The organism is Amycolatopsis sp. FBCC-B4732 (genome assembly GCF_023008405.1).
Lineage (GTDB): Bacteria > Actinomycetota > Actinomycetes > Mycobacteriales > Pseudonocardiaceae > Amycolatopsis > Amycolatopsis pretoriensis_A.
Window position 1 is genome coordinate 9,415,468 of record NZ_CP095376.1, and the last position, 22,412, is coordinate 9,437,879.

Here is a 22,412-nt window from a genome sequence, read left to right on the forward strand (position 1 = left end):
CAGGCTGTCGCCCGCTTTCAGCGAGATGCCAGTTCCGTGACACCAGTCTTCACGATGGCGTGCGCGGGCGCCGTGGTGCCCCGCAAGTCGCTCTGGCCACTCGGCTCCCCGGCCGCGTACCCGACGACCCCGCCGCCCAGCACCGCGCCGATGGTGAACGCCAGTGCCACCGTCCGGAACGCGCGCCCGGCCCCGCAGTGGATCTCCATCCCGACCACTTCCCGTCACTCTGACGATTACTGACCCGACGACGGTAACCCGCCCCGCCAGTTAACGTCAAGGTGACGATTAAGGACGGCTCCGCAGCATCGCCGGGTGCAACACGGTCGCCGGCCCGCGGCGGTACAGCGCCGCCGGGCGGCCGGGCTGCCGGGAGACGCGTTCGCCGGTCGGGATCAGGAACCCCTCCACCCCCATGATCTTGCGGTGGAAGTTGCGTGGGTCGAGCTGCTCGCCCCAGACGATTTCGTACACCTCGCGCAGGTCCGTCATCGTGAACTCCGGCGCGCAGAACGCCGCCGCGAGCGTCGTGTACTCCAGTTTGGCGCGGGCGCGCTCCACCGCGTCGGCGATGATCTTCTTGTGGTCGAACGCGATCCGCGTCCGGGGCCGCAGGACCTTCTCGACCGGCACCAGTACCGCGTCCCGCGCGTCGCCGCCCGCGATGGGTGCCGGAAGCTGGGGCGAGAACGCGACGTAGCAAACGGTGATCACCCGCTGCCGGGGATCGCGGCCGGGCGCGCCGTACGTGCGCAGCTGCTCCAGGTGTAACGCTTCCGCGTCCAGACCCGTTTCTTCGGACAGCTCGCGGGTGGCGGCGTGGTCGAGGTCCTCGGACGCGGAGGCGAGGAAGCCGCCGGGGAGCGCGAGCATTCCCTCGAACGGGGGAATTCCCCGCTTGATCAGCATGATCTGCAGGGAACCGTCGTGGATGGTCAACACGGCCAGGTCGACGGCGAGCGCGACCTCGGGGATCGTCCACTCCTCGGCTTCAGGCATGTTCGACAGCCGGGGGAGCGACCGTGACGGAACTGTCCATAGTGCACAGTGTACCGCCCGGTCAATATTCGTCTCGTTGACGAGAACGGTCCGTCAGGACTACCTTGCACCCTGCAAATCGCAACGAGGGAGGAAACGCCATGGTGGAACGCGGGGAAGCGGTGGTCACGTGATCGTGGTCCTGACCGCACTGGAGATCGAGCGGGCCGCCGTGCTCGACCGGATGACCGGCGCCGCGGTCCGCGCGCACCGGGCCGGCACGCTGTTCCACGTCGGGCAGCTCGGCCGGCGCCGGGTCTCCCTCGGGCTGGTCGGGGCGGGCAACGCCGCGGCCGCCGCCGTCGCCGAGCGCGCCGTGGCGGAGTTCTCGCCGGCCGCGATGGTGTTCGTCGGCGTCGCGGGCGGGCTCCGCGACTGGACCCGGCTCGGCGACGTCGTCGTCGCGACCAAGGTCTACGCCTACCACGGCGGCCGCAGCACGGACGCCGGGATGCGGAGCAGCCCGCAGGCGTGGACCCCCTCCTACCGGCTGCTGGAGCTCGCCCGGTCGGTCGGGCGCGCGGGCGAATGGTGCGCCGCGGTGCCGGCGGGCGGCCGTCCCGGCGTCCACTTCGAGCCGGTCGCCTCCGGCGAGGTCGTGCTCGACTCGCGGACGTCCGAGGTCGCGCGGTGGCTGCACGAGAACTACACCGACGCCGTCGCCGTCGAAATGGAAAGCGCCGGCTTCGCGCTGGCCGGCCACCTCAACGACGACCTCCCGGTGGTGAGCGTCCGCGGCGTCAGCGACCGCGCGGGCGGCGCCAAGGACGTCACCGACGAGGCCGGTTGGCAGCCGGTCGCGGCCGGCAACGCGGCCGCCTTCGCCGAGGCGCTCATCGCCGAGATCGAGGACGAGGACGAGGAAGCACCCGGCGGTCCGGCGGAGGAGCCGCGCGGGTTCAGCAACCAGAACGTCGCCAACGACCACGCGCGGGTGGGCCAGCAGATCGGTGCCGTGTACGGGGACTTGACCGTCGGGTCGCGACGAGGAGACCGGAAATGACGTTCCCCCAAGGGTTCCCCGGCGTGCGCAACACCAACGAGGCGAGCGGCCAGGCGCACGTCGAGCAGCAGGTGGGTGCGATCTTCGGGGGCACCTTCCACCGCAACGAGACGACCTACCACATCCACGAGTCCGACCCGCCGGAGCGGAAGTTCGAGGTGGCCCTCAACCACCTGCAGGGCGGCACGTCCCGGATGGCGGAGTCGATCTTCCAGGACCTGCTGCACCACGGCGACGCGTCGACCCGGCTCGCGTACTACTACGCGCTGTCGGTGTTCAGCGAACGCTCCCTCAACGAGATCGACGACGAAGTCTACCTGCGGTTCCGCGCGGCGGACCTGACCGCGCGCCGGTTCCCGCACGACAGCTGGCGCGCCGCGTTCATCGTCGTGGCGGAGCTGGTTTCCTGCGTGTGGCGGCAGGAGATCGGGGAGACGCTCGATTCCGCCGACCTCGCGAAAGCGAGCTCGAACTTCGGCGACCTGCCCAGGGAGCGGCAGGGCGAGATCACCCGGCACCTCCGCGGGGTCCTCGGCGGCGCGCTGCAGGACAGCCTGAACGCCGAGGACGCGCAGCGCGTCCGCGAGGAACGGCTGCAGCCGGACCGCGCGGGAAGGGCGTGGAAGTTCTTCGAGCCGGACCCCGCGGCGCCGCGGTACTTCACCACCCCGGCGACGTCGCTGACGCGGCCGGGGTGGGCGAAGCCGGTGCTCGGCGGCCTCGGCCTGCTGCTCGGCCTGATCACGTTCCTCGGCAGCTTCGGCACCGGTCGTCCCGGGATCGCGATCCCGGCGCTGCTGATCTTCGCGGCCGGTGTCGCGGCCGCGTTCTGGGGTGGCGCGGAACGGGAAGTGGCGCTGCGCCGGCTCGTCCAGCGCGATCGCGAACACGGGATCCCGTTGCAGTACCAAGCCGCGGCCTCGCCGGGCCACTGGGTGCGGACGGACTTCGTCCAGCAGATCCACAAGCTGGTGGAGGCACGCTTCTGGGACGCGCGCCCGCACGTCGAAGGCAGCTGGCTGAACGACACCAGGGGTCTCTGCGAGTACTACAAATGGCGGTTCGTGGCCCTGTACGGCAACGCGCAGGTCGAGGCCAACGCCGTCGACTGGCTCATCCGCTGGCACGCCAAGCGGGTGGCGGCGCAGTGGCGCGCGGGGACGTTGTTCGCCTACCGGCAGGAGCTGCGGCCGTCGGGCACGGCGGTCGCCGTCCACCGGGCCGGGATCGGCGCGTCGATCGTCGGCGCGCTCACGATGGTGGGCGGGCAGAACGGTTTCGCCGTGGCCGCGCTCTTCCTGGCGGCGGGCGGGTTCTTCGCGCTGAAGGGCGTTACGGAGATCGTCGCGGACCGGCGGCACCGGGCCGAAGAGGAACTGCGCGGACAGCAGCTGCTCGCGGAAGAAGAGCAGGGTTACGCGGACTGGCTCGCGGTCCTGCGCGACCGGCCGGACGACACGGAGATGGCGGACTGGCTCGACCTGGACAAGACGTTCCTGACGACCGAGGCGCTGCGCCGGTCCGGCCTGAGCAACCGGGATCTGGTCACCTACGTGGTGCTGACCGAAGGGGCGGCGAACGCGCTGCGGGCGCGGTTCATCCACGGTCCGATGCGGTACTCGCGCTACGTCGTGCTGATCTTCCTGCTGTCCGGGAGCGGCGTGCGCGAAATCGAGGTCGAACTCGATTTCCTCACCGGGAACGTGCACAACGAGCAGCGGACGTCGTTCCAGTACAGCTCGCTCGCCGCCGCGCGGGTGGCCGAAGTGGGCGTCCGGTACGCCGACGGCTGGCGCTACCAGATCCTCAACGGGGACCAGGCGACGCTCCTGCAGTCGGAATCCCTGCGGCGCCGCGCGTTGCGGCTCAGCCTGATCAGCGGTGAGCAGATTTCGGTGGTGGCGGAGAGCTTCGACGGCCTGACCGACGCCAGCCTCGAGAGCGGGACGGCGCTCCAGCGGATCGCGCTCGAGGTGTCCGGGATCTCCGGCGCCCTGCACGTCCTGGAAGCGGTTTCCGCGGAGGGGCGCGACTGGATCAGCCGCGAGCGGGAGCGACGCCGACGTCGCTCGGAAAACCGGCCCCGCGACGACCGCGGTCCCGGGTTGCTCGAGGCCGGTGCCGCCGAGGAATAGCGGTGTCCGCTGTTCCGGCCTTCTTCGCCGGAACAGCGGATTTCGCCGGATTGTCGGGAAAAACCGGTTGTGTGCCGGTGAGTGACATGGTCTGGACAACTGGGCCGGTGAGCGGGTAAACCCTTTCTTCACAACGCGGAATAAGTCCGCTCCGGCTCCCTCCCCTCACGGTCCCCTGGAGCTCCCATGCCCTTTTCCCGTACCAAAGCCGCTCTCGGCGCGGCGGCGCTGAGCGCCGCGGTCGTCGCGATCCCGTCCACCGCGGCCGCGGCCGGGCCGGCGTTCCCGGCCCACTACGCGGCGCCGTACCTGCAGATCAGCGACGCCGACGCCGGCCAGCTGGCCGCCGACATGAACGCCACCGGCACGAAGTTCTTCACGCTGGCGTTCCTGACCCCGCAGTCCGGCTGCACGCCGGTCTGGGAGGCGAACGGCACCGGCGTCGGCTCGTTCAAGTCCCAGATCAGCTCCCTGCAGGCGGCGGGCGGCAACGTCATCCCGTCCTTCGGCGGCGCGGAGGGCGGTGAACTGGCCCAGACCTGCACGAACACGGCGAGCCTGACGGCGGCGTACGCGAACGTGGTCACCACCTACGGAACGCCCCGCCTCGACTTCGACATCGAGGGTGGCGTCCTGAACGACACGGCGTCCAACCAGCGCCGCAATTCGGCGCTGGCGGCGTTGCAGCAGCAGAACCCGGCGGTCCAGGTCGACTACACCCTCGCGGTCGACCCGACGGGCATCCCGTCGAACGAGCTCGACCTGCTGCGCGACGCGAAGAGCAAGGGCGTCAAGGTCAGCGTGGTCAACCTGATGGTGATGGACTTCTACGACGGCCAGCCGGTCCTGGGCGACGCCCTCTCGGCAGCACGCGCATCGGCCTCCCAGCTGGCGAGCCTGTACGGCATTTCGACGTCGGCGGCGTACGCGATGATGGGCCTGACCCCGATCGCCGGCCGCAACGACGACGGCGCCCAGTTCAGCCAGTCCGACGCCCAGCAACTGGAGAGCTTCGCCGCGGCGAACGGCGTCGCGGAACTGTCGTTCTGGGAGCTCCAGGACTACGACCGCGCAACGGGCTACGCGTACTCACGCATCTTCAACGCGATCACCGGCGGCACGACCACCCCGCCCCCGTCCACGGGCGGAACGATCACGGGCTACGGCGGCAAGTGCGTCGACGTGGCGGGCGCGTCGCCGGCGAACGGGACGGCGGTGGACCTGTACACGTGCAACGGCACGAACGCACAGCAGTGGACATCGTCGGCGGGCACCCTCCGCGCGTTGGGCAAGTGCTTGGACGTCGCCTCGGCAGGCACGGCGAACGGCACCCGGGTCCAGCTGTACGACTGCAACGGAACGGGCGCCCAGCAGTGGACCCGTTCGGGTGCGCAGCTGGTGAACCCGGCGTCGGGCAAGTGCCTGGACGCGACGGGCCCCAGCTCAGCGGACGGAACCCCGCTGCAGATCTGGACCTGCACGGCGGCGGCGAACCAGTCGTGGACGCTGAACTGAGCGCGTGACCTAGAGTGTGTGGTGCCCCCGTAGCCCAATCGGCAGAGGCAGTCGACTTAAAATCGATTCAGTGCGGGTTCGAGTCCCGTCGGGGGCACCAACGCAATCCGCACGTTCGTCGTCTGTCCTGGCCAGCCCGCTGGCCGCGTCCGCGACGTCGGTCAGCCGGTCGGCAGGCAGGTGGATGCTGATCGTTGCGCGGCGCCCCGCACCGTGCAGCCGGACCTGCAACCGGGTGACCTCGAAGAGTGGTCGTAGGAGGTCCTCCGGGGCCTCTAGCAGGTGGGCGGCCAAGTAAGGCAGTGCGTCGAGCAGTTCCAGATTCTCCAGCGCGGGTCGGTTGGTCGCAGTGGTCTTCGCGTTGGCGACCAGCGCCGCCTGGGTGGCCGCTTTCTCTGCGTCGAGCTCGTTGTATGTGGCCCGCAGGGCTTTGGTGAAGGGGTCGTCCGGGTCGCCGTCCATGGCTTGGCGCAAGACGGCAGCTTGGCGACGTTCGATGTTCGCCACGGTCCGCTTCAGGCGGTCTTCGTCGGCTTGCCGCTGACGATCGGCAGTGTCGTCGATGCTGCTGAGCTCGGTCGCCAGGGCTGTGCGACGGTCTTCGCCGAAGATCCGCTCGGCGAAGAAGCTGGTCACGGCGTCCAGGATGCCGTCTTCGCGGACGTAGACGCTGTGGCTGGTCTGCGTCTTGTTGTTCTTGTCGGGTTTACACTGGTAGTACGAGGTGGTGCCGCGGCGTCGGCAGCCGAACATGCGGCGGCCGCAGTCGCAGAGCACCATTCCGCGGAGCAGGTACTTCCTGCGGGCTTGGGGGTGCTTGCTCAGCCGGTGGCCGACCTCAATGGCACGTCGCTGCGGCCGGCGGCCCGCAGCGATCTCGTCGTACATCCACTTCGGGATCAGCGGCTCGTGGACCGGCTCGGGTGACCAGACCCAGAGCATGGGGTCGTTGACCTTGCCGTGCCGTGAGCGGCTGGCCCGGCGGTTGAACACCTGGTACCCGGTGTACTTCGGGTTGCAGAGGATCTCGTAGACGCTGGTCTTGCCCCAGTGCCCCCGGGCGCGGTCCGGGTTCGGCGGTGTTGGCGGCGGGTATTTCTCGAGATCTTCGTTCAGCCGGTCCGCGATTGCGTCGTAGCCGAGGCTCTCGTGGTGGCGCCAGCCGGCGATGTGGGTGACGGTTTCACCGCATCGCCCGTCGGGCTCGAGACGCGTTTTCGTCTGTCCTTTGGCGGCCTTGGTCGGGTTGGGGTGCCGGTAGGTCTTGGCGCGGTACCCGTAGGGCGGTTTGCCGATGTTCCAGCCGTCGCGGACGTGGGTGCACAACCCGCCCCAGGACTGCTCCAAGGTGTTGAGGACCTCGTACTCGGCGACGGACTGGTTGATGCGCCGCTGCAGGATTCGCTGGGCGCGGCTGCCGGAGAGCGTGATCGGCTCGTTGGAGGCGAAGAGCGGAGCGTCTGCCTGCTCGAGAGCCCGTTCGATCGACAGGCCTTCGAAGGCGCGCCGTGCTACGCGAGAGATGCTCTCGCAGATGACCACATCGAATCGGCGGTCCGGCCTCCTGCTTTCGATCAGAAGGTCAGCGATGCCGCCGTCACGGGCAATCGGGACGTCGAAGCGTTCGTAGCCGGAACCTTGACCGCGGCGGTCCAGTTCCATCCGGCCCGACTCGACGTCGTAGAAGTGAGTGACAATGACCCAGGAGGCCGGAATAGTGGCTTTGCAGTTGCCGAGCTGGCGTATCAAAGACTGACGTGGGTCCTGCTGGTCCTCGGTGGAAGTTCGCCCAAGAAAGGCAACTCGCACTTCGCCGCGTAGGAGGGCTGTCGGCATCCCGAGTGGTGATACTGCGTAATCCGAGAGCCCGGATGGACCTGAAGCGAAAGAAAGACCGTCGTCCACCACTATGCCGCCTCCCTGCTGTTTGCTGTGCTGCCGCCGGTTTCTATTGAGGCCCAACGTAGTAGACTTCGAACAGTCGAGAATAATTTTCTCTGCAGTTCTTCTCCAGTGTTCCCTTCGATAAATTGTACATCGACGCGAAATTCTGGGAAATCCGTGCTGGGTGGCTGTGTGGTGCGAGTGCTCGGCATGGCGGCGCTCCTGGCAGGCGAGGCATGGTGCCTCTGACTCCGCGTTCGAGACCCTGTGGAGACACGGTTGGTCAGATTGATACATGCCAGGGAGCCACACCAAGTGCAGCCCTACCTGAAGCGGTGCGGCACATTGTCGACAACCTGAGCGGTGACGGCCTCGACACTTCAACGCGATTCTTCCACCGCCGAGCCATGTGCCTCAGTCGCCGTCCCCTCGGCGAGACGCGAGTTCGAGTTCGGGCCTCAGCAGGAAGAAATACGCGTATCGCTCGTTGAGCTCGTTCTTCGGTACGAGGTGGACGGCCTGGGGGTGTCAGTCCGCAGCGAACGGCCAGCTTCCAGAAGGCGTCGATGGGGTAGGTGGTCATCTCGGCGAGCCCGGACCGGTAGGCACGACGCCTCGGCTTGGTCCACCAGCGTCCGGCGTCGTACTTGATCTGGATCAGCGCCAGGCCGCCCGGGGCGAGCACCTCGGCCGCGATCCGGAGCAGCCGCTCGCCGTACTCCGGTGGGGGATCAGCTCGAAGACGTAGAACGACAGGAACATGTCGCACCAGCCTTCTACCTGGGCCACGGCCGTCTCGGGCTGGGCGACGTCGATCGCGATCGGCCGGAACGGTGTTCCGCACACGGCCGCGACCTGCTTCTCGCACTCCTGCAGCGTCTCAACCGAGATGTCGACGCCGACGAACTCCTCGGTACGCGGGGCGAAGTGCACGACGTTGGCTCCGCCGCCGCAGCCCCACTCGAGGACTCGCTTCCAGGGCCGGGTGAAGCCGGCCATGCGGGCGCCCGGATTCGAACAGGGCCAGGTGCTCGCCGCCGATCCGCGTCCACAAGTCACTGCCGTGGAAGACCGAGGCGTCCTGCCAGCGGGAGTTCCCTTCCCATTTTTCGCCGGAAGGGTGGCGCCATTAAGCCTGGGCGTCCGCGGAAATCTCTGGTTTCAGCCTGCTTGACGCCGATGGTGGCGAGGGCACGCTGGGCGAACTCCTCGGCGTCTCGTGCGAACCGCTTCGTGGCGGCAGGGAGTTTCGGGCGAGGCGCGAGGGGCTGTTTTCGGGCATGAGCAAACCTTTTCGCTGTTATCGGAAGACATACGCGGCCGAGAACCGCGTGCGAGATGTCCCGGCGGCCAGCCGGGCGGCAAGGGTCTTCAGGCAGTGAGCGGAGGTCCGCGGCGGGCGCGGGTGCGGCGCAGGAGAACGTCGGTCGCGGTGTTCGCCGAGCGGTTGCTGACCACCGAGACCCACCTCGGAGCCTTTGCCGGTAGAGACGTCAGCACCCTGCGCAGGGCGGTGACGACGACTTCGAAGACGGCCAAAACTGCCGCATCGGCGCGGGCCAAGAGCAGGCCCACGATCAGCACGACTCCCACGTGACCGGCGATCATCAAGCCGAGGGTTCGTGCCGGCCAAACCGTCGGTCCTGCCGCCGAGCAAGCTCGGAGGCAGGACGAGGACGATGTGCAGGAGCAGCTGGCCCACCGCGAGCACGGCGATCGTCGCAACGGGGACTCGGCGACGGTCGGCGTAGGCCGTGCCGGCTCAGCTCGCGAGGCCGGCGACCACGAACGTCAGCGCGGTGTCCGGCAGCTCGCCGCCGCCCAGCACGTGCGCCGACACGCCCAGCCCGGCAATCACGCCACCGAGGACCACCCCGCGCAGCGCGCGGACCGTGGTCGGCAGGCGCTGGGCTGGAGGCGTCACGAAATCAGCGCATCCGGAGTGCAGGTCTGTCCAGTGCCAAACGACCTGCTCGACGGTCACCAGGTGCAGGGCTAGCTGTTGTGTTTCCGGCTTTCGTCCGACCTCGTCCGGAGGGCGAACGGGATCAAGGCCAGATGGATCTCGCGATCGGGATCGTCCTGAGCGTGCATCGTGAAGTCGATCTGCTCGTCGCCGCGCTGCGGGCCGGTCCGTTTGTGGTTCGGGTGTTCCTCGATCTTCTGGACGGCTTTCTCGATGACGGCCGTGACGTCCTTGTTCCGGATGAACAGGAGGATCGCCGCCTTGGTGTCCCGCCAGACGAGGTAGCCGAAGAGCTGACCGAGCGCGTCGTCCATCGTCTTCGGGCCGGACCACACCTTGCATTCACCGATGAAGATGTTCCGGTCGTCGACGCGGATGAGGATGTCCGTCTTGCCTTCGCCGTTGAACAGCTCTCCGCCCACGGCGCCTTCGAACTGTGCGTTGAGGCCGACCAGGAGAAGGTCGCGGATTTCCTCTTCCTTGAGCTTGGCGGCGACCGACGGCGTTCGCTCCAGCGCGTTCCGCTGGTTCCGGAGGACACGCAGTGCGGCCTGGTAGTCGTCGTCCGTCATCGCGGGTTCGGGTCTGAAGGGTGCCCGGCCGCCTCGCGGTGCTGGTTCCGGGCGGACCGCTCGGCGCCGCATCGGAACGCCGTAGGTGTCCGCGTCGGGCCGGCGCCGGATCGGGAATCCGATCTCCGCCTGCAGGTTGCGGACGGCCAGCTGCTCTTCGCGCCGCTTAGTCACCAATGTCGGTACTTCGGCCTCGATCCGCTGGTTGTGCTGGTCGATTTGTGTGCGCGACCAGGTCAGGTGCTCCTCGAGTTTGGCAATCTGCTGGTCGAGCGCTGACTTGACCTGGGCGGCGTCGCCAGGTGATCCATCGAGGGCGAGACGGACCTCGCCGTCGCGCAATTGCAGCACCCGTGGCGGGTTGGCCGTGTAACGGTTGGCGCGCAGAGTAAAGATGATCTTCTCGCCGTCATAGGGAACGACGAGGGTCAATCGAGTCATCCGTCGGGTGTAGCGCCGGCCGAATTGCTCGAAGTTCTCGTGCACTTCGGCAGGCTCGGGCATCCAGGCTTGATCGATGAGCAGCGTGGGGCAGCGCACCGACCCCATGTCGATCAGTCGGGCGATGACGTCGTCGACGGGGGTCTTCAGCAGGTCGTCCGCGTTCCAGTTCTGCAAGTGCTCTGCCATGGCCTGGGCGGTCTGCCGGAGCGCGTCATCGAGGTCGCCCTGCCAGAACAGGAGTACGTCGTCCATGTCGTCATGGTGAACCCGCGCGGTTGTGCTTGGGCGCGACACGCCCGAGCGGGGGGTAGTTCGAGCCCTGCCGGGTGATGGCAGTGTTGGCCGGCTTTGTGACCGATAGGACTTATATACCCCCTAGGGGTAGTTGCCTCGATCGCGGGCATAGTGAACCTTGGTGCCGTCGCGGCCGCTGAACTGGGCGTCGATCTCGGTCGGCTCGCGCTGGTCCCCGACCCTGGTGCTGAGGTCGTCGCGGTCGTCTTGGCGCTGATCGACGGGTTCGACCTGGTGGTGCTCGGCTCTGCTGCCGCCCGCGGCATCCAGCCGCAGGTCGCCCGTCGGCTGACCGGACGCGTCCGCAATCTAGGCGCCGTCCTGCTGACCATCGGTACGTGGGCCGGAGCCGATGTGGAAACTGCGAGTCTCGAAGCGGCGGTGGCGCGGCGCTACGGACGACGGGTTCGGTCATCTGAAGTTCCGCGACGTCGTCGTGACGAGCCGTGGCCGCGGCGCCGCGGCACGGCACGGCCACAGACTCTCGCGCTGCAGCTGCCACCGCCTGGCGGCCCCGTTGCTGCCGGGCCGGCGCTTTCGGCGCGACGATTGACCGGCAGCTCGGGGACGTTGCGGTCGAGTCGGTCCGTGCCCGGGCCACCTCGGCCTGGCCGATGATCGGTGACCAGTCGGGCAGCAGCGTGCGGTCGGGCACCCGAGGCGAGTTCGGCAGGCTCATCCCGGTCCGGCCGGGTGCGGGCAAGCGAGCCATCTGCCTGCGTGGCCACCGGCTCGACCTCGACCTGTACGACAAGCTCGCGCCTACAGCCACCGTTACAAGCTGCACGGCACGCTGTGCGAAGTCTGCCGCGCGCAAGAAGGCCTCGAACCTTCTGAGCGTCGCCTCGCCGAATGGGCGCAGCTCGACGTCGCGACCCAGTACACCCCGGAGACAGCTCCCGGTGACAGGCTGGTCGTGGTTGTCTACCAGCCCGTCGCGGGGTCGCTCGGCGGTCGGGTCGAACTTCGGCTCGACGGGTGCGAGGTCGCCACCGCAGCCGTCTCGATCTGCGTTTCCTTCCGGACGGCGACCCTCTACTACGTTCATGTCGCTGCTGAGCACCGCCGCCTTGGCTATGGGCGCACGCTTGTGGCGGCCGCGGTTGCTCGCGCTCCGACCTACAGGTGGACGGCGCCACTGCCCAGCGGTCCAGCGGCTCAGTCGTTCCGCGCTCGCATCGCGATGCGCCGCACCGGGGCGCCGCGCGTCCACACCGGCGCCGCGGATCTCAGGCAGTGAGGGCCAGCGGAGCCGCCGGGAAGCGGCCGTCGAGCAGAACTAGCAGGAGGTCTGGCAGCTCGGCCGGCAGAAGCTTGTCGCGGCACTCCGAGACAACGGCGGCCGGCCACCAACGGCGCTCGATGAGACCTGCCCGCTCATTGGTCGAGTACCGGGTGGCGATCCGCGGTGCCGTGTCGTCGGTGCGGGCGAGGTAGACGTGATCGAGACGGTGGTGCTCGCGGCCGCGGTAGCTGAACCGGCTTTCGCGGGTCCAGAGCTTGCGACCGATCTTGTCGAGGACGAGCCCGGTCTCTTCGGCGATCTCGCGGCGGGCGGTGTCCTCGAGCTTCTCGCCGGGTTCCTGGCCGCCGCCAGGCAGCTCCCACCAGCGATGGGCTGGGGCGTCGGGGTCGCGGGCGTGAATGAGCAGGACTTCGTCGTCGCGGTTGAGCAGCAGGATGCGTGCGCCGACCCGCAGAGCCGGTTCGCTGGCGATGATCATCCTGTGGGTCCTCGTGCTCGGCGGCTCGGTGGCGGCCGGGCACGAGCAGCCAGGTTCAGAAGAGCGTTGCCTCGCGGTCCGCGGCCGGGTCGGACGTTATCAGCGGCGCGGTCGCGGTCAGCGTCAGCGCGACGGCGAGTCCCGAATGATCGGTGAGAGCCGGGTCGCCGGCGCGGGTGTCGTGGACGTACGAGCAGTCCTCCAGGTGCTCGACCAGCGGGGTCGAGGCGTGGGCGTGGTCGTAGCGGTAGCCGAGCTCGGCGCGGCGGGCCCAGCTGTGCTCGACCGCGGTCGGGTGCAGCGCGCGGAAAACGTCGGTGAGGCCGTGGCGCTGGGTCAGCTCGGTGTAGAACGCGGTCTCGAACGGCGCGAACTGCCCGCGATGCGGCGGCACGTGTCCAGGTTCGAGGACGTTGAGATCACCCAGAAGAAGGACAGGGGTGTCGTCGGCGGTGGCGTCGTAGGCGTGGTGGAAGGCGTCGATCCATTCTCGCTTGCGGGTGGTCTTCGCCTCGGTGGCGTCGCGGGAAGGGACGTAGGCGCCCAGGACGCGCACCGGGCCGCGATCGGTGTGCACGACGATGCCGGCCAGCCGGGCGGACAGGTAGGTCATCGCCGCGCCGATGGGGTCCACTGTGGACTCCGGTTTGGACAGCAGCATGACGCCGCGTTCCTTGTCGGCGTGTTCGGGGTAGGTGACCGACCAGCCGGCGTCGCGGTAGGACTCGGCGATGAGGTGGGTGCCGGGGCCGGAGCCGGTTTCGGTGAGTACGAAGACGTCCTCGGTGCGGTGGGCGAGCCAGTCGCGTTGGCGGCGGGCCCGTTCGAGGGCGGGGTTGCCGATGTTGAGGGTGAGGACGGTCAGGGGCATGCCGGGCTCTCCGTGAGGGTGCGGTGGATCAGATCGACGATCGTGCCAGCCGTTGTCTGCGGGTCGTCGGCGCAGTCGACAACCTGGACGGGCCAGCCCTGCTCGTGCAGGAACGTCGTGGCGGCCAGGTAGCCGTAGGTCTCCCGGAAGCTGCTGCCCGGTGCGCGCTCGAAACGGCTGTGCCCGCCGCGGGCCCGCAGGCGGCCTTCGATGTCGCCGGGGGCCGCGCTGAGGGCCACCACGAGGTCAGGTTGGTAGACGCCGTGGTTGAGCGCCCAGACGACGTCGAGTGGGATGTCGTCCATGCTTTGCAGGACCAGCGACGAGGCGACGTACCGGTCGCAGAGCACGATCTTGCCCTCGGCGAGGGCGGGGAGGATCTCGGTGGTCAGCTGGTGGTGGCGGTCGGCGGCGCAGAGGCAGGCCAGGGCCATGTCCTGGTAGGTGTCGGTGCCGTGGCGGGCCAGCTCACCCAGCGGCCCGCGCGATGGCTGGATGGCGGGGTGGACGTCGACGCCGTCGGCGGTGAGCAGGTCGGCGACCAGCGTGGCGATCGTGGTCTTCCCGACCCCGCCAGGGCCTTCGAAGGTCACCAGCTTGCCGGGCAGCCGCGCGCTCACGCGACGTCCAAAGGCAGGAGCCGGTGCTGGTCGTCGGCGGTGACGGGGCACTGCTCGGTGTCGATGTCGCCGATGCGTTTACCGTTGGCGACGACCGCGGCCGGGCAGCCCTTGCCGCAGGCGGGCTCGAGATCGCAATGGAAGCAGGTCGGGTTCGCACCGACCTTGAACCGGTCGTGGAAGCGGTAGGCGTCGAGGCGGGCGGCGAGGTCGCGGTCGGTGAAGATGTTGCCGACGATGAAGTCGGTGTCGGGGTGCCGCGAGATGGGGGTGCGTGCGGCGAAAACGAGGTAGGGGCAGACGGTGACCTCGCCCGGGGTGAAAACGTAGATGATCGTTCCGGCTTCGCACCCGGCGAGGGGTTTGCGGCCGGTGTTGGGGAAGCGGATGTGGGCGACGTCGAGGTCCGGGCCGTCGAACGGTGCGGTCAGCTCGAAGATCTCCTGCATGTGCATGGCCGTCTTGGCCAGCCTGCGTTGGGATGTCACGCCGCGGCCCATGCTGCCGAGCGGGTTGAGCAGGACGTAGCGGGCGCCGTTGTCGCGGGCGAACTCGCACAGCCGGACGTATTCGTCGTTGGCGGCTAGGGAGTTCGGGGTGCACAGCAGGCCCTGCAGCAGCCCGGCTGCCGCGAGCTTGCGGGTGTTGGCGACGGTGACGTCGAAGGAGCCGCGGTCGCCGCGGAAGCGGCCGTGGGACTCGGCGGCGAACCCGTCGAGCGAGACGTTGACGTGGACTCCGGCCGTGGCGAGCTGCCGGATGAGCGTGTCGTCGAGCTGGGTGGCGTTCGTGCAGATGCCGACGTCGATGCCGGCGTTGCGGAAGGCGTGCACGATGCCGAGGAAGTCCGGGTGGACGGTCGGCTCGCCGCCGGTCAGCGTCACTCGCCGGACGCGGGCGTCGGCCAGGCGGGGGACGACCTTCTTCGCGATCTCGGTCAGTGGCATGTCCTTGCCGTGCTTGGTCGCGGAGACGAAGCAGTGCGCGCAGCGCAGGTTGCACCGCTCGGTGATCTGGACGAGCGCCTTGCGGTAGGGGGTGTCGACGGTGGTGCGGAAGTAGCAGCTCGCGGCCTGCTCGTCGACGGCGATCGGGCGGACGGTCATCGTTTGGTCCTTTGGCGTTCGGTCGAGCGCAAGGTCTCGACGGCGGCAATCGATGTGTGGATCTGCTGGGCCTCCGGTCCGAACGCCCAGCACGGCACGGCGATGGCGGACATCACGCGATCTCCGTGGCGTTAGGCCTGAACCCGGCGGGGATTCGCCAGGCCGGATGCGGATCGACGAGGACGCGGTGCATCACCCGTCGGCCGGTGAACGCGGTCCGGCCGTGCAGCCACCGGCGGTTGTTGACCACGTAGCCGCAGCCGGTAGCGGCCGGGATGGTGATGGTGTGGCGGTCGATGACCTCGGCGAGTACGGCCAGCCGACGCCGGGTCTGCGGAGCGAATCGGGCAAGCTCGTCACGCCGGAGCCGCATGCCCACCAGCCCGCCGGCGCCGACCTCGAACACGTTCCCGACGACGCCTGCTGCGCCTCCGAAGTACGCGCCGCGCCGCGTTGAGAGGTCGGCCAGTGCGTCCGGTGCGGTCGCGGCGAGTTCGTCGTGGACGGCCTGACCGTCCACCAGGACGAAGTCGCCGCCGCGCCCGGCCGTGCGGGCGCAGCTCATGGTGACCACCAGGGGCGGGATCGGCCGATCGGAACAGTCGGTGTGCGGAGCCAGCGCGTGGCGGGTGAATCCGGCCAGGCCCGCACCCGGCCGGGGCGCTCCGCGGTCGGTCAGCACGGTGACGGCGGAGGCGTTGCTGTCCCGGTGCGGCATCAGCCGCCCAAGTCGAGCTGCCAGCTGCAGCAGGTGCGCCTCGTCGTGTATCCGGGTGAACAGCGCGACGCCGTGGTGCGCGAGCACCGCCGCCAGCTCGCCGACGCCGCCGGCTGCGCCGACGTCGACCTGACACTCCGACAAGGTGGTGGCGATCATCGCGGTGCCCTTTCGCGCCGATTGGTCCGTTCAGCAGATCGGTGCGGAGCCGGGCGCGTCCACTGACAGATCGTCAACCGCGGGCGGGGGCCGGGACGAGATCGCCCTGCTACGGTCAGTGACAGAGTTCGTGCGTGGGGAGGTCGGTCCAGGTGGCGGAACCCGGGTATCCGGTGTCGATCAAGGGCGTGCTCGTCCGTGCCGACCGGGTGCTGCTGGTGCACAACGAACGCGACGAATGGGAGCTGCCGGGCGGCCGCATCGAGCCAGGCGAAAAGCCGGAGGACTGCGTCGCCCGGGAGATCACCGAGGAAAGCGGGCTGCCCATCGAGACGGCCGAGATCATCGACGCGTGGGTCTACCACATCGAAGTGGCCCGCAAGGACGTGTTCATCGTGACCTACGGCTGCACCTCGACCTCGGATGCGGCGCCGGTACTCAGCCACGAACACAGCCGGATCGGCGAGTTCCGTGAGGACGAAGTCGCCGGCCTGCGGATGCCCGAGGGCTACAAGCGCTCGATCGCCTCCTGGTTCGAGCGGCTCCGCGCTCTCCACGCCACGCGGTAGACCGTCATGGCCGGCTGCGAGCGATGCGGTGCGAACCTCGGGCGCTTCGCCCACGACGCCGTGTGCCCGACCTGCCGCGCCGGCACCGCGCTGTCCCCACGCCCGGCGCGGCTGGCGCCCGCGGTCTGGATGTGGTCCGACCGCACCGCAGCTACCGCGCTCGCCTCGCGCGACCTGGCGACCATCCTGCGTGCCTACCGGGTCGCGAACGGCCTGAGCCAGGAGGCGCTGGCTGCGCTGCTCGCGTACGACAAGTCGTACGTCGCCATGATCGAGACACGCAAACGCACCCCCGGTGACGTCGCCGGGCGCCGGCACATCGCCCGCGCTCTGGGCCTGCCGTACCACTTTCTCGGTGTCACCGACCCTGACGACGCCGACTTCGCCACGCTGATCCAGTTCGGTGACAGCGTCGTCCGGCTGGCCGAGGTCGCTCGCCAGTCCGGCCGCGTCGTCGAGGCTGTCAACGAGCTGTGGCCACTCGTTGCCCGGCTTGAAGCGCGCGCCGCTGAAGGGCGTCTCGAGCGCGACACACTGCTGTTGCTCGCATCCGCACGTCTTTCGCTCGGCGTTTCCCTCGGAACCGTGCTGCCCGAAGAGCGGCTGACCGGCGCGGCCGCGTGGACCGGAAAAGCGCTCGTCCTGGCTCGCCACCTCGACGACGCGGAGTTTTTGGCCGGAACCCTGCGAATGCACGGCAACGAGCTGCGCAAAGCCGGTCGGCTGCAAGCCGCGGTGGCACGTCTGGAGAGCGCGGCAGCCGTCGCCGTCGACGACGGCGGGCGTGGAGCCGCCTTCGCGCTGCTGGCCCGCGCCGCAGGGGAGGCCGGCCTGCCCGACCGGTTCGCCACCGCGATCGACGAATGCCGCACCCGGATGGAAACCGCGTCGGGGCACGAGATACTTCTCAATCCCTTCACGCTGCGGGAAATTCACGCACGCGGGCTGCTTGCGCTCGGTCGCGTCAACGATGCGCTGGCGGTCCTCGATCGCACTGCCGGTGACCCGGCCGCGCCGCAGTGGCGCGTGATCGAACGCGTGACCACGGGCGAGATACTTGCCGCCGGTGGCGAACGCGTGGGTGCGGAGGAGGCGCTCATCGCGGCTATTGCGACCGCAGAGCGGCGTCGTCTTCCGCACCAGCTGCAACGGGCGATCCGAGCCGCCCGGAAAACCGGCTTGGAGTCGGCCCGGGCCAGCGGACGAGCTGCCTTGCAAAGGCTTCATTCCTTGCTTGCACCGGCAGCTTCGCGCGCTCAACATGCGTCGACCAACTCTCCGTAGTCAACGGTCCTTTTTTGTAGAGTCGCGAAGGTGGAACGATAGCGCCGCACTGTGTCCAAATCGGACAGGTAGACGGCTGCGTGCTCGTGTCGCAGGACGACAGTGAAGGTCTTGGCCGCGGTCTGGTAGACGACAAAGGGCGCGGTCGGTCCGGCCGGGCCCAGGTTTTCCCGGACCACGCCTGCCTTCACCAGGCCAAGGTCGGCGAGCGCGGTGATGTGCCGGAGCTGGGCGCGTTGTACCTCCGGCGGAACGAGTTCGTGATTCACCGCTGCCGCGCCCAGCAGGACGGTGTGCCGGTGTCGCGGATCTCGGTCGAGCTGCCGGACCTGCCGCGTCAGGATCTCCTGGTCGACGTCGTCCGCCGGAGCGACGCGTCCCAGGACCGCGTGGGCGTACTCGGCCGTCTGCAGAAGGTCCGGCACGACGTGCGGGGCCCATTGGAACGTGCGAAGCGCGTGCTGCTCGTACACTTCCTGCAGGCTGGGTGTGCCGGACGTCAGGCTCTCGATGTAACTTGTGCGCTCGGATTGCCGGTGAAGGTGCGTCAAGAGCTGGCGTTCGGCGGGCTCCACCTGCAGGTAGCCGAGAATCCAGCCGAGCTGCCCGGGTTCGATCGCCCGCTCTCCGGTTTCCCAGCCGGAGAGGGCGGACGGACTGAATCCCAGTTTGGCGGCCAACTGGCGGAGGCTCACGCCGCGGCTCGTGCGGCGCTCTCGAAGTGCGCTGCCCAGTACGTAGAAGCCGGGCCAATGTGAAGGTCCATCGGTCATGCTGAACGCCGTTCTGTGAAAAGGAACTGCCGCGGAGTCGGGATGACACCTGTTTTGACGTCGGTGGCGTGAGATTGGAGAAGGTCCAGCAGTTCTTCGACCTGGCCGGAGACTCGGTGCTCCTCGTCCGAAGTCGCGGTTCCGTCCTGCAGCTGAACGGCGAGAAGTCCGATCCGCCACTGTGTCGCCTTGATCGCGTCGATGAGCTTGGCGGTGTCGCGGGGCACAGAAGTGCCGGTCGAGGGACTGATTGTGTCTGAAAAGGACAGTCGGCGGAGTCCGTTCAGGACGCGGCAGAGGCGCACGTATTCGACATGCTCCGCGCATTGCAGGTATACGTCGGAAGGCCATCCGTTCTCTTCGCCCCGTTCAGTGCTGTCCATGTCCTACAGCGTGATCAACGGTTTGAGGGGAGGGAAGCGGGAAATGGGCCGGGGTGGGCCTGGGTGGGCACAACCGGGGCCCCTTCGAGGTCCCCCCGTTGCCTGCGGCGGACGAATCGTTCACACTGATCGATAGCCGTTGATGGGAGAATGGTGATGGAGAACTGGACAGCCCAGCGCGCGGCCGCATTATGCGCGGCCATGGGGTACACCCTCGCCGAGTTCGCGGAATACCTGGGGCTGTCCCGGTCTACAGTCGCCAAATGGAATCGTAAGACCAACCCGAGAAATCCGGGACGCGAGGCACAAGACTTGCTGGCGGTGGCGTTGACGAAAGCGTCGCCGGTCGTGCGAGCGCAGTTCCACCGGCGGCTGGGTGAAGTGCCGCAGACCAGGGCGGGTTCGTACGGGGAGACGGCGGGCGATCCGCGGATGCAGGTGGTCGATTCGGCTACGCAGGCCGAGCAGTTGGCCAACGATGTCGCCGCGCTGGGCTCGGATGCGGACTTGATCGACTATCAGCGTGCTGAGCTGGGTCGCCTGGCTGTCGAGTACGTTCATGCGCCGTTGCCCGGTGTATTCGCGGACTTGCGGCATGTTCAGAACACTTTGACGCAGGCGCTGCGGACGCCGCAGCGGCCCAGCCAGACACACGACTTGATGTTCCTCGCCGGGGTTACGTCGATTCTCCTTGCCCATGCGAGTCAGAACCTGGGCGACCACGGCGCTGCGCTGAAACATCTCCGAGCCGCAGCGACGTTGGCGACCGCGGTGGACAGTACCGCGCTGCGCGCATGGGCATGTGGTTCTTCAGCGCTGTTCCACGAATGGTCGCGGCAGCCGGGCGTTGCGGTGGCCGACGCTCTCAAGGGGCTGCAGTACAACGCCGGACCCCAGACGCGTCGCCGGCTGTTGGCGATCGCCGCGCGTTCTGCGGCACGCGCGCGGCGACCCGACGTGGCGCGTGAGCTGCTCGCCCGGCTCGACGAGCCCCCGGAGCGAGGATTCACCTCCGCGGACTCGGTGGAGGACTTCGGTGGGCTGCTGTCCTTCCCCATGAACAAAAAGGTCTACTACGTCGGCGGGACCTACGCACTGCTCGGTGATCACGACAACGCGGAGCGGTTCTCCGCGCAGGCGATCCGTTCCTACGAAGAGGGTCTGCCGGAGGAGCGCTCGTACGGAGACTTGGCCCTGGCGCGCCTGGACCACGCGCACGCGTGCCTTGGCCAGGACAACCTCGTGGGCGCGGCCGCGTCGGTCACGCAGATTCTCGGCCTGCCCTCGGCGGAGCGCATCAGCCAGCTCGACGAGGCGGTGACCTCGCTCCGTGATCGGGCAAGGAAGCTCGCCGGTCGGCAACACCGCGCCGCCGGCGAGCTGGCGGACAGCCTCACCGGCTATCTCGTCGGTAGCCCCCGCGCCCTACCATCGGGATGTGCCTGACCTCGTTCTCCAGAAAGTGCTCGACGTCGCCTGCGGTCGTGCGGGTCTTGACCTCGCCGGTGTGACGCCCCTGCGTAACCACGCCAATGACGTCTACCTGCTGCCGTCGGCCGGTGGCAACGGTGTCGTCGTCAAGGTCGCCCCGAAGGCGACGCGGGATCGCGCGGATCGAGCGGTTCAGCTGACCCTCTGGCTGATTGAGCACGGTTTTCCGTGCACGCGGCCGGCTGAGGTCGAGCAGCCTGTCGAGTTCGCCGACCACGTGGTCACGTTCTGGCGCTTCTACCCCCAGAGTGACCGTCGCGTTCCCGGCGCTGGGCACCTCGGCGGCCTGCTCCGTCGGCTGCATCACCTGCCCGCGCCGCCCATCGAACTGCCGCCCGCGGCGCCGCTGTCCTCGTTCTGGGACGTCGTCACGGCCGACACGACCCTGTCGGAAGACGACCGGCGGTGGCTCGTCGAGGAACGCGCCCGCCTGCTTGAGGACTTCGGTCGGCTGACCTTCCCGCTCGGAATCGGGCTGATCCACGGTGACGCCTACCCCGGAAACACCCTGTGGGATGGCGAGGACGTGGTGCTCGGTGACTGGGACGAGCCGGCTTGGGGTCCTCGCGAACTCGATCTCGCCAACACCGTCCAGGGCGGACTTCGATTCGGTCGCTCGACCGCTGAGCTGGATGCTTTCGCCGCGGCTTACGGCTACGACCTCCGTGGCTGGGACGGCATCGACACTTTGGTGGGAATCCGCGACCTGCACACGCTCGGCAGTTTCCTTCGACGCGCTGCACTCGGTGATGACGGCGCGGCGGCCGAGCTACAACGGCGCGTTGGATCCCTGCGGCAAGCAGACCGAGCGTCTTGGGTTGCAAGTTAGACCGGTGGTCGAACACATGTTCTAAGTCTCTGGTAGGTTCGCCACGTCGATGTCGGATCGTGAAGCCGGGAGGTGGTCGTTGTGGCGTGGTTGCTGAGGGAACGGGCGACTGGCCTCGAGTGGCGTTTCGGCCACAGCGACCTTGCGTGGGAGGCGGGCGGCTATGACTCCGCGCGCTTCGAACTCCACGTCCTCGACGAGGAGGTCAGCGGATCTCCCGACGGCTTGCCGGAGCTGTCTCGACTTGACTCATGAACGTGCCCGATATCTTGAGCGAGGCCGTTCGACAAGACGCGCGCCCGAGCACTGTTCGCGCGGTGAACCCCTTCCGTGGGGTGCGCGCGTTGTCGGGTATGGAGCACGGTTCGTTGAGGTCACGTTCTCGCGATCAACCTCGGCAGCTCGGCTAGAGAGTCGATGACCAGGGTCCGCGGCGGATCAGCGCGGTGCACAACCCGGCGATGTGGCCGGCGATGACGTCGTTGTCGCGATGGTCGCCGACGTACAGCAGTTCGCTCCGCGGCACGCCGGCCAGCTCGACGACACGCTGGAAGAATGCCGGATCCGGCTTCGCCACCTCCCAGTCGGCCGACGTCGCGACGGCGTCGACAGGGAGGTTTAGCCGGCGGATCTGGTCACCGGCTTTCGCGCTTTGGTTGCCGGCGAGACCGAGCCAGATTCCGCTCCTCTGAAGCTCGGCGAGCGCGGGGCGGGCGTCAGGGTAGAGGTCGGATTCGTCGATCTGCTCTCCGTGGCCGACTTCCTCACGAAGCAGGCGTTCAGCGGCGACGTCGAAGCCCGGTCTGAAGTACTGGAATGTTTCGGCGTTGTCCCGGCCCGTGGCGGTGACGGCGCCGAGCACAGTCGAGAAGGTGTGTCGGCTGACGCCGATCCAATCGGCCCAGGCGTGCCACTCACGCGTGTCGTCGAGCACGGTCTCTCCGATGTCGAGAACGACCGCCTTTACCGGCATGGTGTGCCTTTCCGTCGGAAGCAACCGCGCGAAGTCTTTCACCCGGTCGATGAGGCTCGAG

General features: G+C 68.4%; 23 protein-coding genes, 1 tRNA gene and 1 pseudogene. 10 read left to right on the top strand and 15 right to left on the bottom strand.

Annotated features, from left to right (window positions below):
- Nucleotides 1–17 precede the first annotated feature (17 nt).
- Nucleotides 18–209 (bottom strand): hypothetical protein, encoded by a 192-nt coding sequence (locus tag MUY14_RS42915; protein WP_247018397.1) that lies wholly within the window; start codon nt 207–209, stop codon nt 18–20.
- Nucleotides 210–288: 79 nt separating this feature from the next.
- Entirely contained in the window at nt 289–999 is a 711-nt protein-coding gene (locus MUY14_RS42920; protein WP_247018399.1) for an NrtR DNA-binding winged helix domain-containing protein, read from the bottom strand.
- 169 nt (nt 1,000–1,168) lie between these two features.
- On the opposite strand from MUY14_RS42920, the gene MUY14_RS42925 reads away from it, so the two are divergent.
- From MUY14_RS42925 to MUY14_RS42940, 4 genes are all read left to right on the top strand, one after another.
- Nucleotides 1,169–2,041 (top strand): 5'-methylthioadenosine/S-adenosylhomocysteine nucleosidase, encoded by an 873-nt coding sequence (locus tag MUY14_RS42925; protein ID WP_247018401.1) that lies wholly within the window; start codon nt 1,169–1,171, stop codon nt 2,039–2,041.
- On the top strand, nt 2,038–4,176 hold the full coding sequence (locus MUY14_RS42930) for a hypothetical protein (protein ID WP_247018402.1): 2,139 nt from the start codon (nt 2,038–2,040) through the stop codon (nt 4,174–4,176). Before MUY14_RS42925 ends, MUY14_RS42930 begins: the two co-directional genes overlap by 4 nt.
- A 186-nt stretch (nt 4,177–4,362) precedes the next feature.
- Nucleotides 4,363–5,691, top strand: a complete 1,329-nt coding sequence (locus tag MUY14_RS42935; protein WP_247018403.1) for a ricin-type beta-trefoil lectin domain protein — start codon at nt 4,363–4,365, stop codon at nt 5,689–5,691.
- Nucleotides 5,692–5,714: 23 nt separating this feature from the next.
- Nucleotides 5,715–5,791 (top strand) — tRNA-Leu (locus MUY14_RS42940).
- A gap of 590 nt (nt 5,792–6,381) precedes the next feature.
- Here the strand turns inward: MUY14_RS42940 and MUY14_RS47420 are convergent.
- Nucleotides 6,382–6,861 (bottom strand): annotated as a pseudogene (locus MUY14_RS47420) (recombinase family protein); the annotation flags it as partial.
- On the opposite strand from MUY14_RS47420, the gene MUY14_RS42950 reads away from it, so the two are divergent.
- On the top strand, nt 6,844–7,512 hold the full coding sequence (locus tag MUY14_RS42950; protein ID WP_247018407.1) for a hypothetical protein: 669 nt from the start codon (nt 6,844–6,846) through the stop codon (nt 7,510–7,512). The pseudogene MUY14_RS47420 and the gene MUY14_RS42950 sit on opposite strands and share 18 nt — an antisense overlap.
- A 720-nt stretch (nt 7,513–8,232) precedes the next feature.
- Here the strand turns inward: MUY14_RS42950 and MUY14_RS42955 are convergent.
- The 4 genes from MUY14_RS42955 to MUY14_RS42970 all read right to left on the bottom strand — a co-directional run bounded on the left by MUY14_RS42955 (nt 8,233) and on the right by MUY14_RS42970 (nt 10,809).
- Complete coding sequence (locus tag MUY14_RS42955; RefSeq protein ID WP_247018409.1) at nt 8,233–8,574, bottom strand: methyltransferase domain-containing protein; 342 nt, start codon at nt 8,572–8,574, stop codon at nt 8,233–8,235.
- Between the two features lie 372 nt (nt 8,575–8,946).
- Nucleotides 8,947–9,183, bottom strand: coding sequence for a hypothetical protein (locus MUY14_RS42960; RefSeq protein WP_247018411.1), 237 nt, complete (start codon nt 9,181–9,183; stop codon nt 8,947–8,949).
- A 154-nt stretch (nt 9,184–9,337) separates the two neighbouring features.
- On the bottom strand, nt 9,338–9,499 hold the full coding sequence (locus MUY14_RS42965; protein WP_247018413.1) for a hypothetical protein: 162 nt from the start codon (nt 9,497–9,499) through the stop codon (nt 9,338–9,340).
- Nucleotides 9,500–9,570: 71 nt separating this feature from the next.
- Entirely contained in the window at nt 9,571–10,809 is a 1,239-nt protein-coding gene (locus MUY14_RS42970) for a hypothetical protein (RefSeq protein WP_247018415.1), read from the bottom strand.
- A 958-nt stretch (nt 10,810–11,767) separates the two neighbouring features.
- Here MUY14_RS42970 and MUY14_RS42975 point away from each other — a divergent pair.
- Nucleotides 11,768–12,091: a GNAT family N-acetyltransferase gene (locus MUY14_RS42975; RefSeq protein WP_247018416.1), complete on the top strand. Its 324-nt coding sequence runs from the start codon at nt 11,768–11,770 to the stop codon at nt 12,089–12,091.
- Here MUY14_RS42975 and MUY14_RS42980 read toward each other — a convergent pair.
- From MUY14_RS42980 to MUY14_RS43000, 5 genes are all read right to left on the bottom strand, one after another.
- The gene (locus tag MUY14_RS42980; RefSeq protein ID WP_247018419.1) at nt 12,081–12,575 is read right to left on the bottom strand and encodes an NUDIX domain-containing protein; all 495 of its coding nucleotides are present in this window, start codon (nt 12,573–12,575) and stop codon (nt 12,081–12,083) included. The two genes, MUY14_RS42975 and MUY14_RS42980, sit on opposite strands and share 11 nt — an antisense overlap.
- A gap of 55 nt (nt 12,576–12,630) precedes the next feature.
- Nucleotides 12,631–13,446 carry an endonuclease/exonuclease/phosphatase family protein gene (locus MUY14_RS47055; protein WP_281506223.1) on the bottom strand — a complete coding sequence of 272 codons (816 nt, stop codon included), beginning with the start codon at nt 13,444–13,446 and terminating at the stop codon, nt 12,631–12,633.
- The gene (gene tmk / locus MUY14_RS42990) at nt 13,437–14,066 is read right to left on the bottom strand and encodes a dTMP kinase (protein WP_247018421.1); all 630 of its coding nucleotides are present in this window, start codon (nt 14,064–14,066) and stop codon (nt 13,437–13,439) included. The genes MUY14_RS47055 and tmk overlap by 10 nt, the downstream gene beginning before the upstream one ends.
- The gene (locus MUY14_RS42995) at nt 14,063–15,172 is read right to left on the bottom strand and encodes a radical SAM protein (RefSeq protein ID WP_247018423.1); all 1,110 of its coding nucleotides are present in this window, start codon (nt 15,170–15,172) and stop codon (nt 14,063–14,065) included. Before MUY14_RS42995 ends, tmk begins: the two co-directional genes overlap by 4 nt.
- 112 nt (nt 15,173–15,284) lie before the next feature.
- The gene (locus MUY14_RS43000) at nt 15,285–16,049 is read right to left on the bottom strand and encodes a TauD/TfdA family dioxygenase (protein WP_247018425.1); all 765 of its coding nucleotides are present in this window, start codon (nt 16,047–16,049) and stop codon (nt 15,285–15,287) included.
- Between the two features lie 134 nt (nt 16,050–16,183).
- Here MUY14_RS43000 and MUY14_RS43005 point away from each other — a divergent pair, with 134 nt between their 5' ends.
- Both MUY14_RS43005 and MUY14_RS43010 read left to right on the top strand, forming a co-directional pair.
- Nucleotides 16,184–16,618: an NUDIX domain-containing protein gene (locus MUY14_RS43005; protein WP_247018426.1), complete on the top strand. Its 435-nt coding sequence runs from the start codon at nt 16,184–16,186 to the stop codon at nt 16,616–16,618.
- 6 nt (nt 16,619–16,624) lie between these two features.
- On the top strand, nt 16,625–17,902 hold the full coding sequence (locus MUY14_RS43010; RefSeq protein WP_247018427.1) for a helix-turn-helix transcriptional regulator: 1,278 nt from the start codon (nt 16,625–16,627) through the stop codon (nt 17,900–17,902).
- On the opposite strand, the gene MUY14_RS43015 is transcribed toward MUY14_RS43010, so the two are convergent.
- Together MUY14_RS43015 and MUY14_RS43020 are read right to left on the bottom strand one after the other, a co-directional pair.
- Nucleotides 17,875–18,675, bottom strand: coding sequence for a helix-turn-helix transcriptional regulator (locus tag MUY14_RS43015; RefSeq protein ID WP_281506224.1), 801 nt, complete (start codon nt 18,673–18,675; stop codon nt 17,875–17,877). The two genes, MUY14_RS43010 and MUY14_RS43015, sit on opposite strands and share 28 nt — an antisense overlap.
- Nucleotides 18,672–19,058: a hypothetical protein gene (locus MUY14_RS43020; protein ID WP_247018429.1), complete on the bottom strand. Its 387-nt coding sequence runs from the start codon at nt 19,056–19,058 to the stop codon at nt 18,672–18,674. Before MUY14_RS43020 ends, MUY14_RS43015 begins: the two co-directional genes overlap by 4 nt.
- A 156-nt stretch (nt 19,059–19,214) precedes the next feature.
- Here MUY14_RS43020 and MUY14_RS43025 point away from each other — a divergent pair, with 156 nt between their 5' ends.
- On the top strand, nt 19,215–20,504 hold the full coding sequence (locus MUY14_RS43025) for a helix-turn-helix transcriptional regulator (protein ID WP_247018431.1): 1,290 nt from the start codon (nt 19,215–19,217) through the stop codon (nt 20,502–20,504).
- Nucleotides 20,497–21,378, top strand: coding sequence for a phosphotransferase enzyme family protein (locus MUY14_RS43030; protein ID WP_247018432.1), 882 nt, complete (start codon nt 20,497–20,499; stop codon nt 21,376–21,378). The genes MUY14_RS43025 and MUY14_RS43030 overlap by 8 nt, the downstream gene beginning before the upstream one ends.
- Nucleotides 21,379–21,784: 406 nt before the next feature.
- Here the strand turns inward: MUY14_RS43030 and MUY14_RS43035 are convergent, their stop codons facing one another.
- On the bottom strand, nt 21,785–22,351 hold the full coding sequence (locus MUY14_RS43035) for an HAD family hydrolase (protein ID WP_247025511.1): 567 nt from the start codon (nt 22,349–22,351) through the stop codon (nt 21,785–21,787).
- Nucleotides 22,352–22,412: the final 61 nt, after the last annotated feature.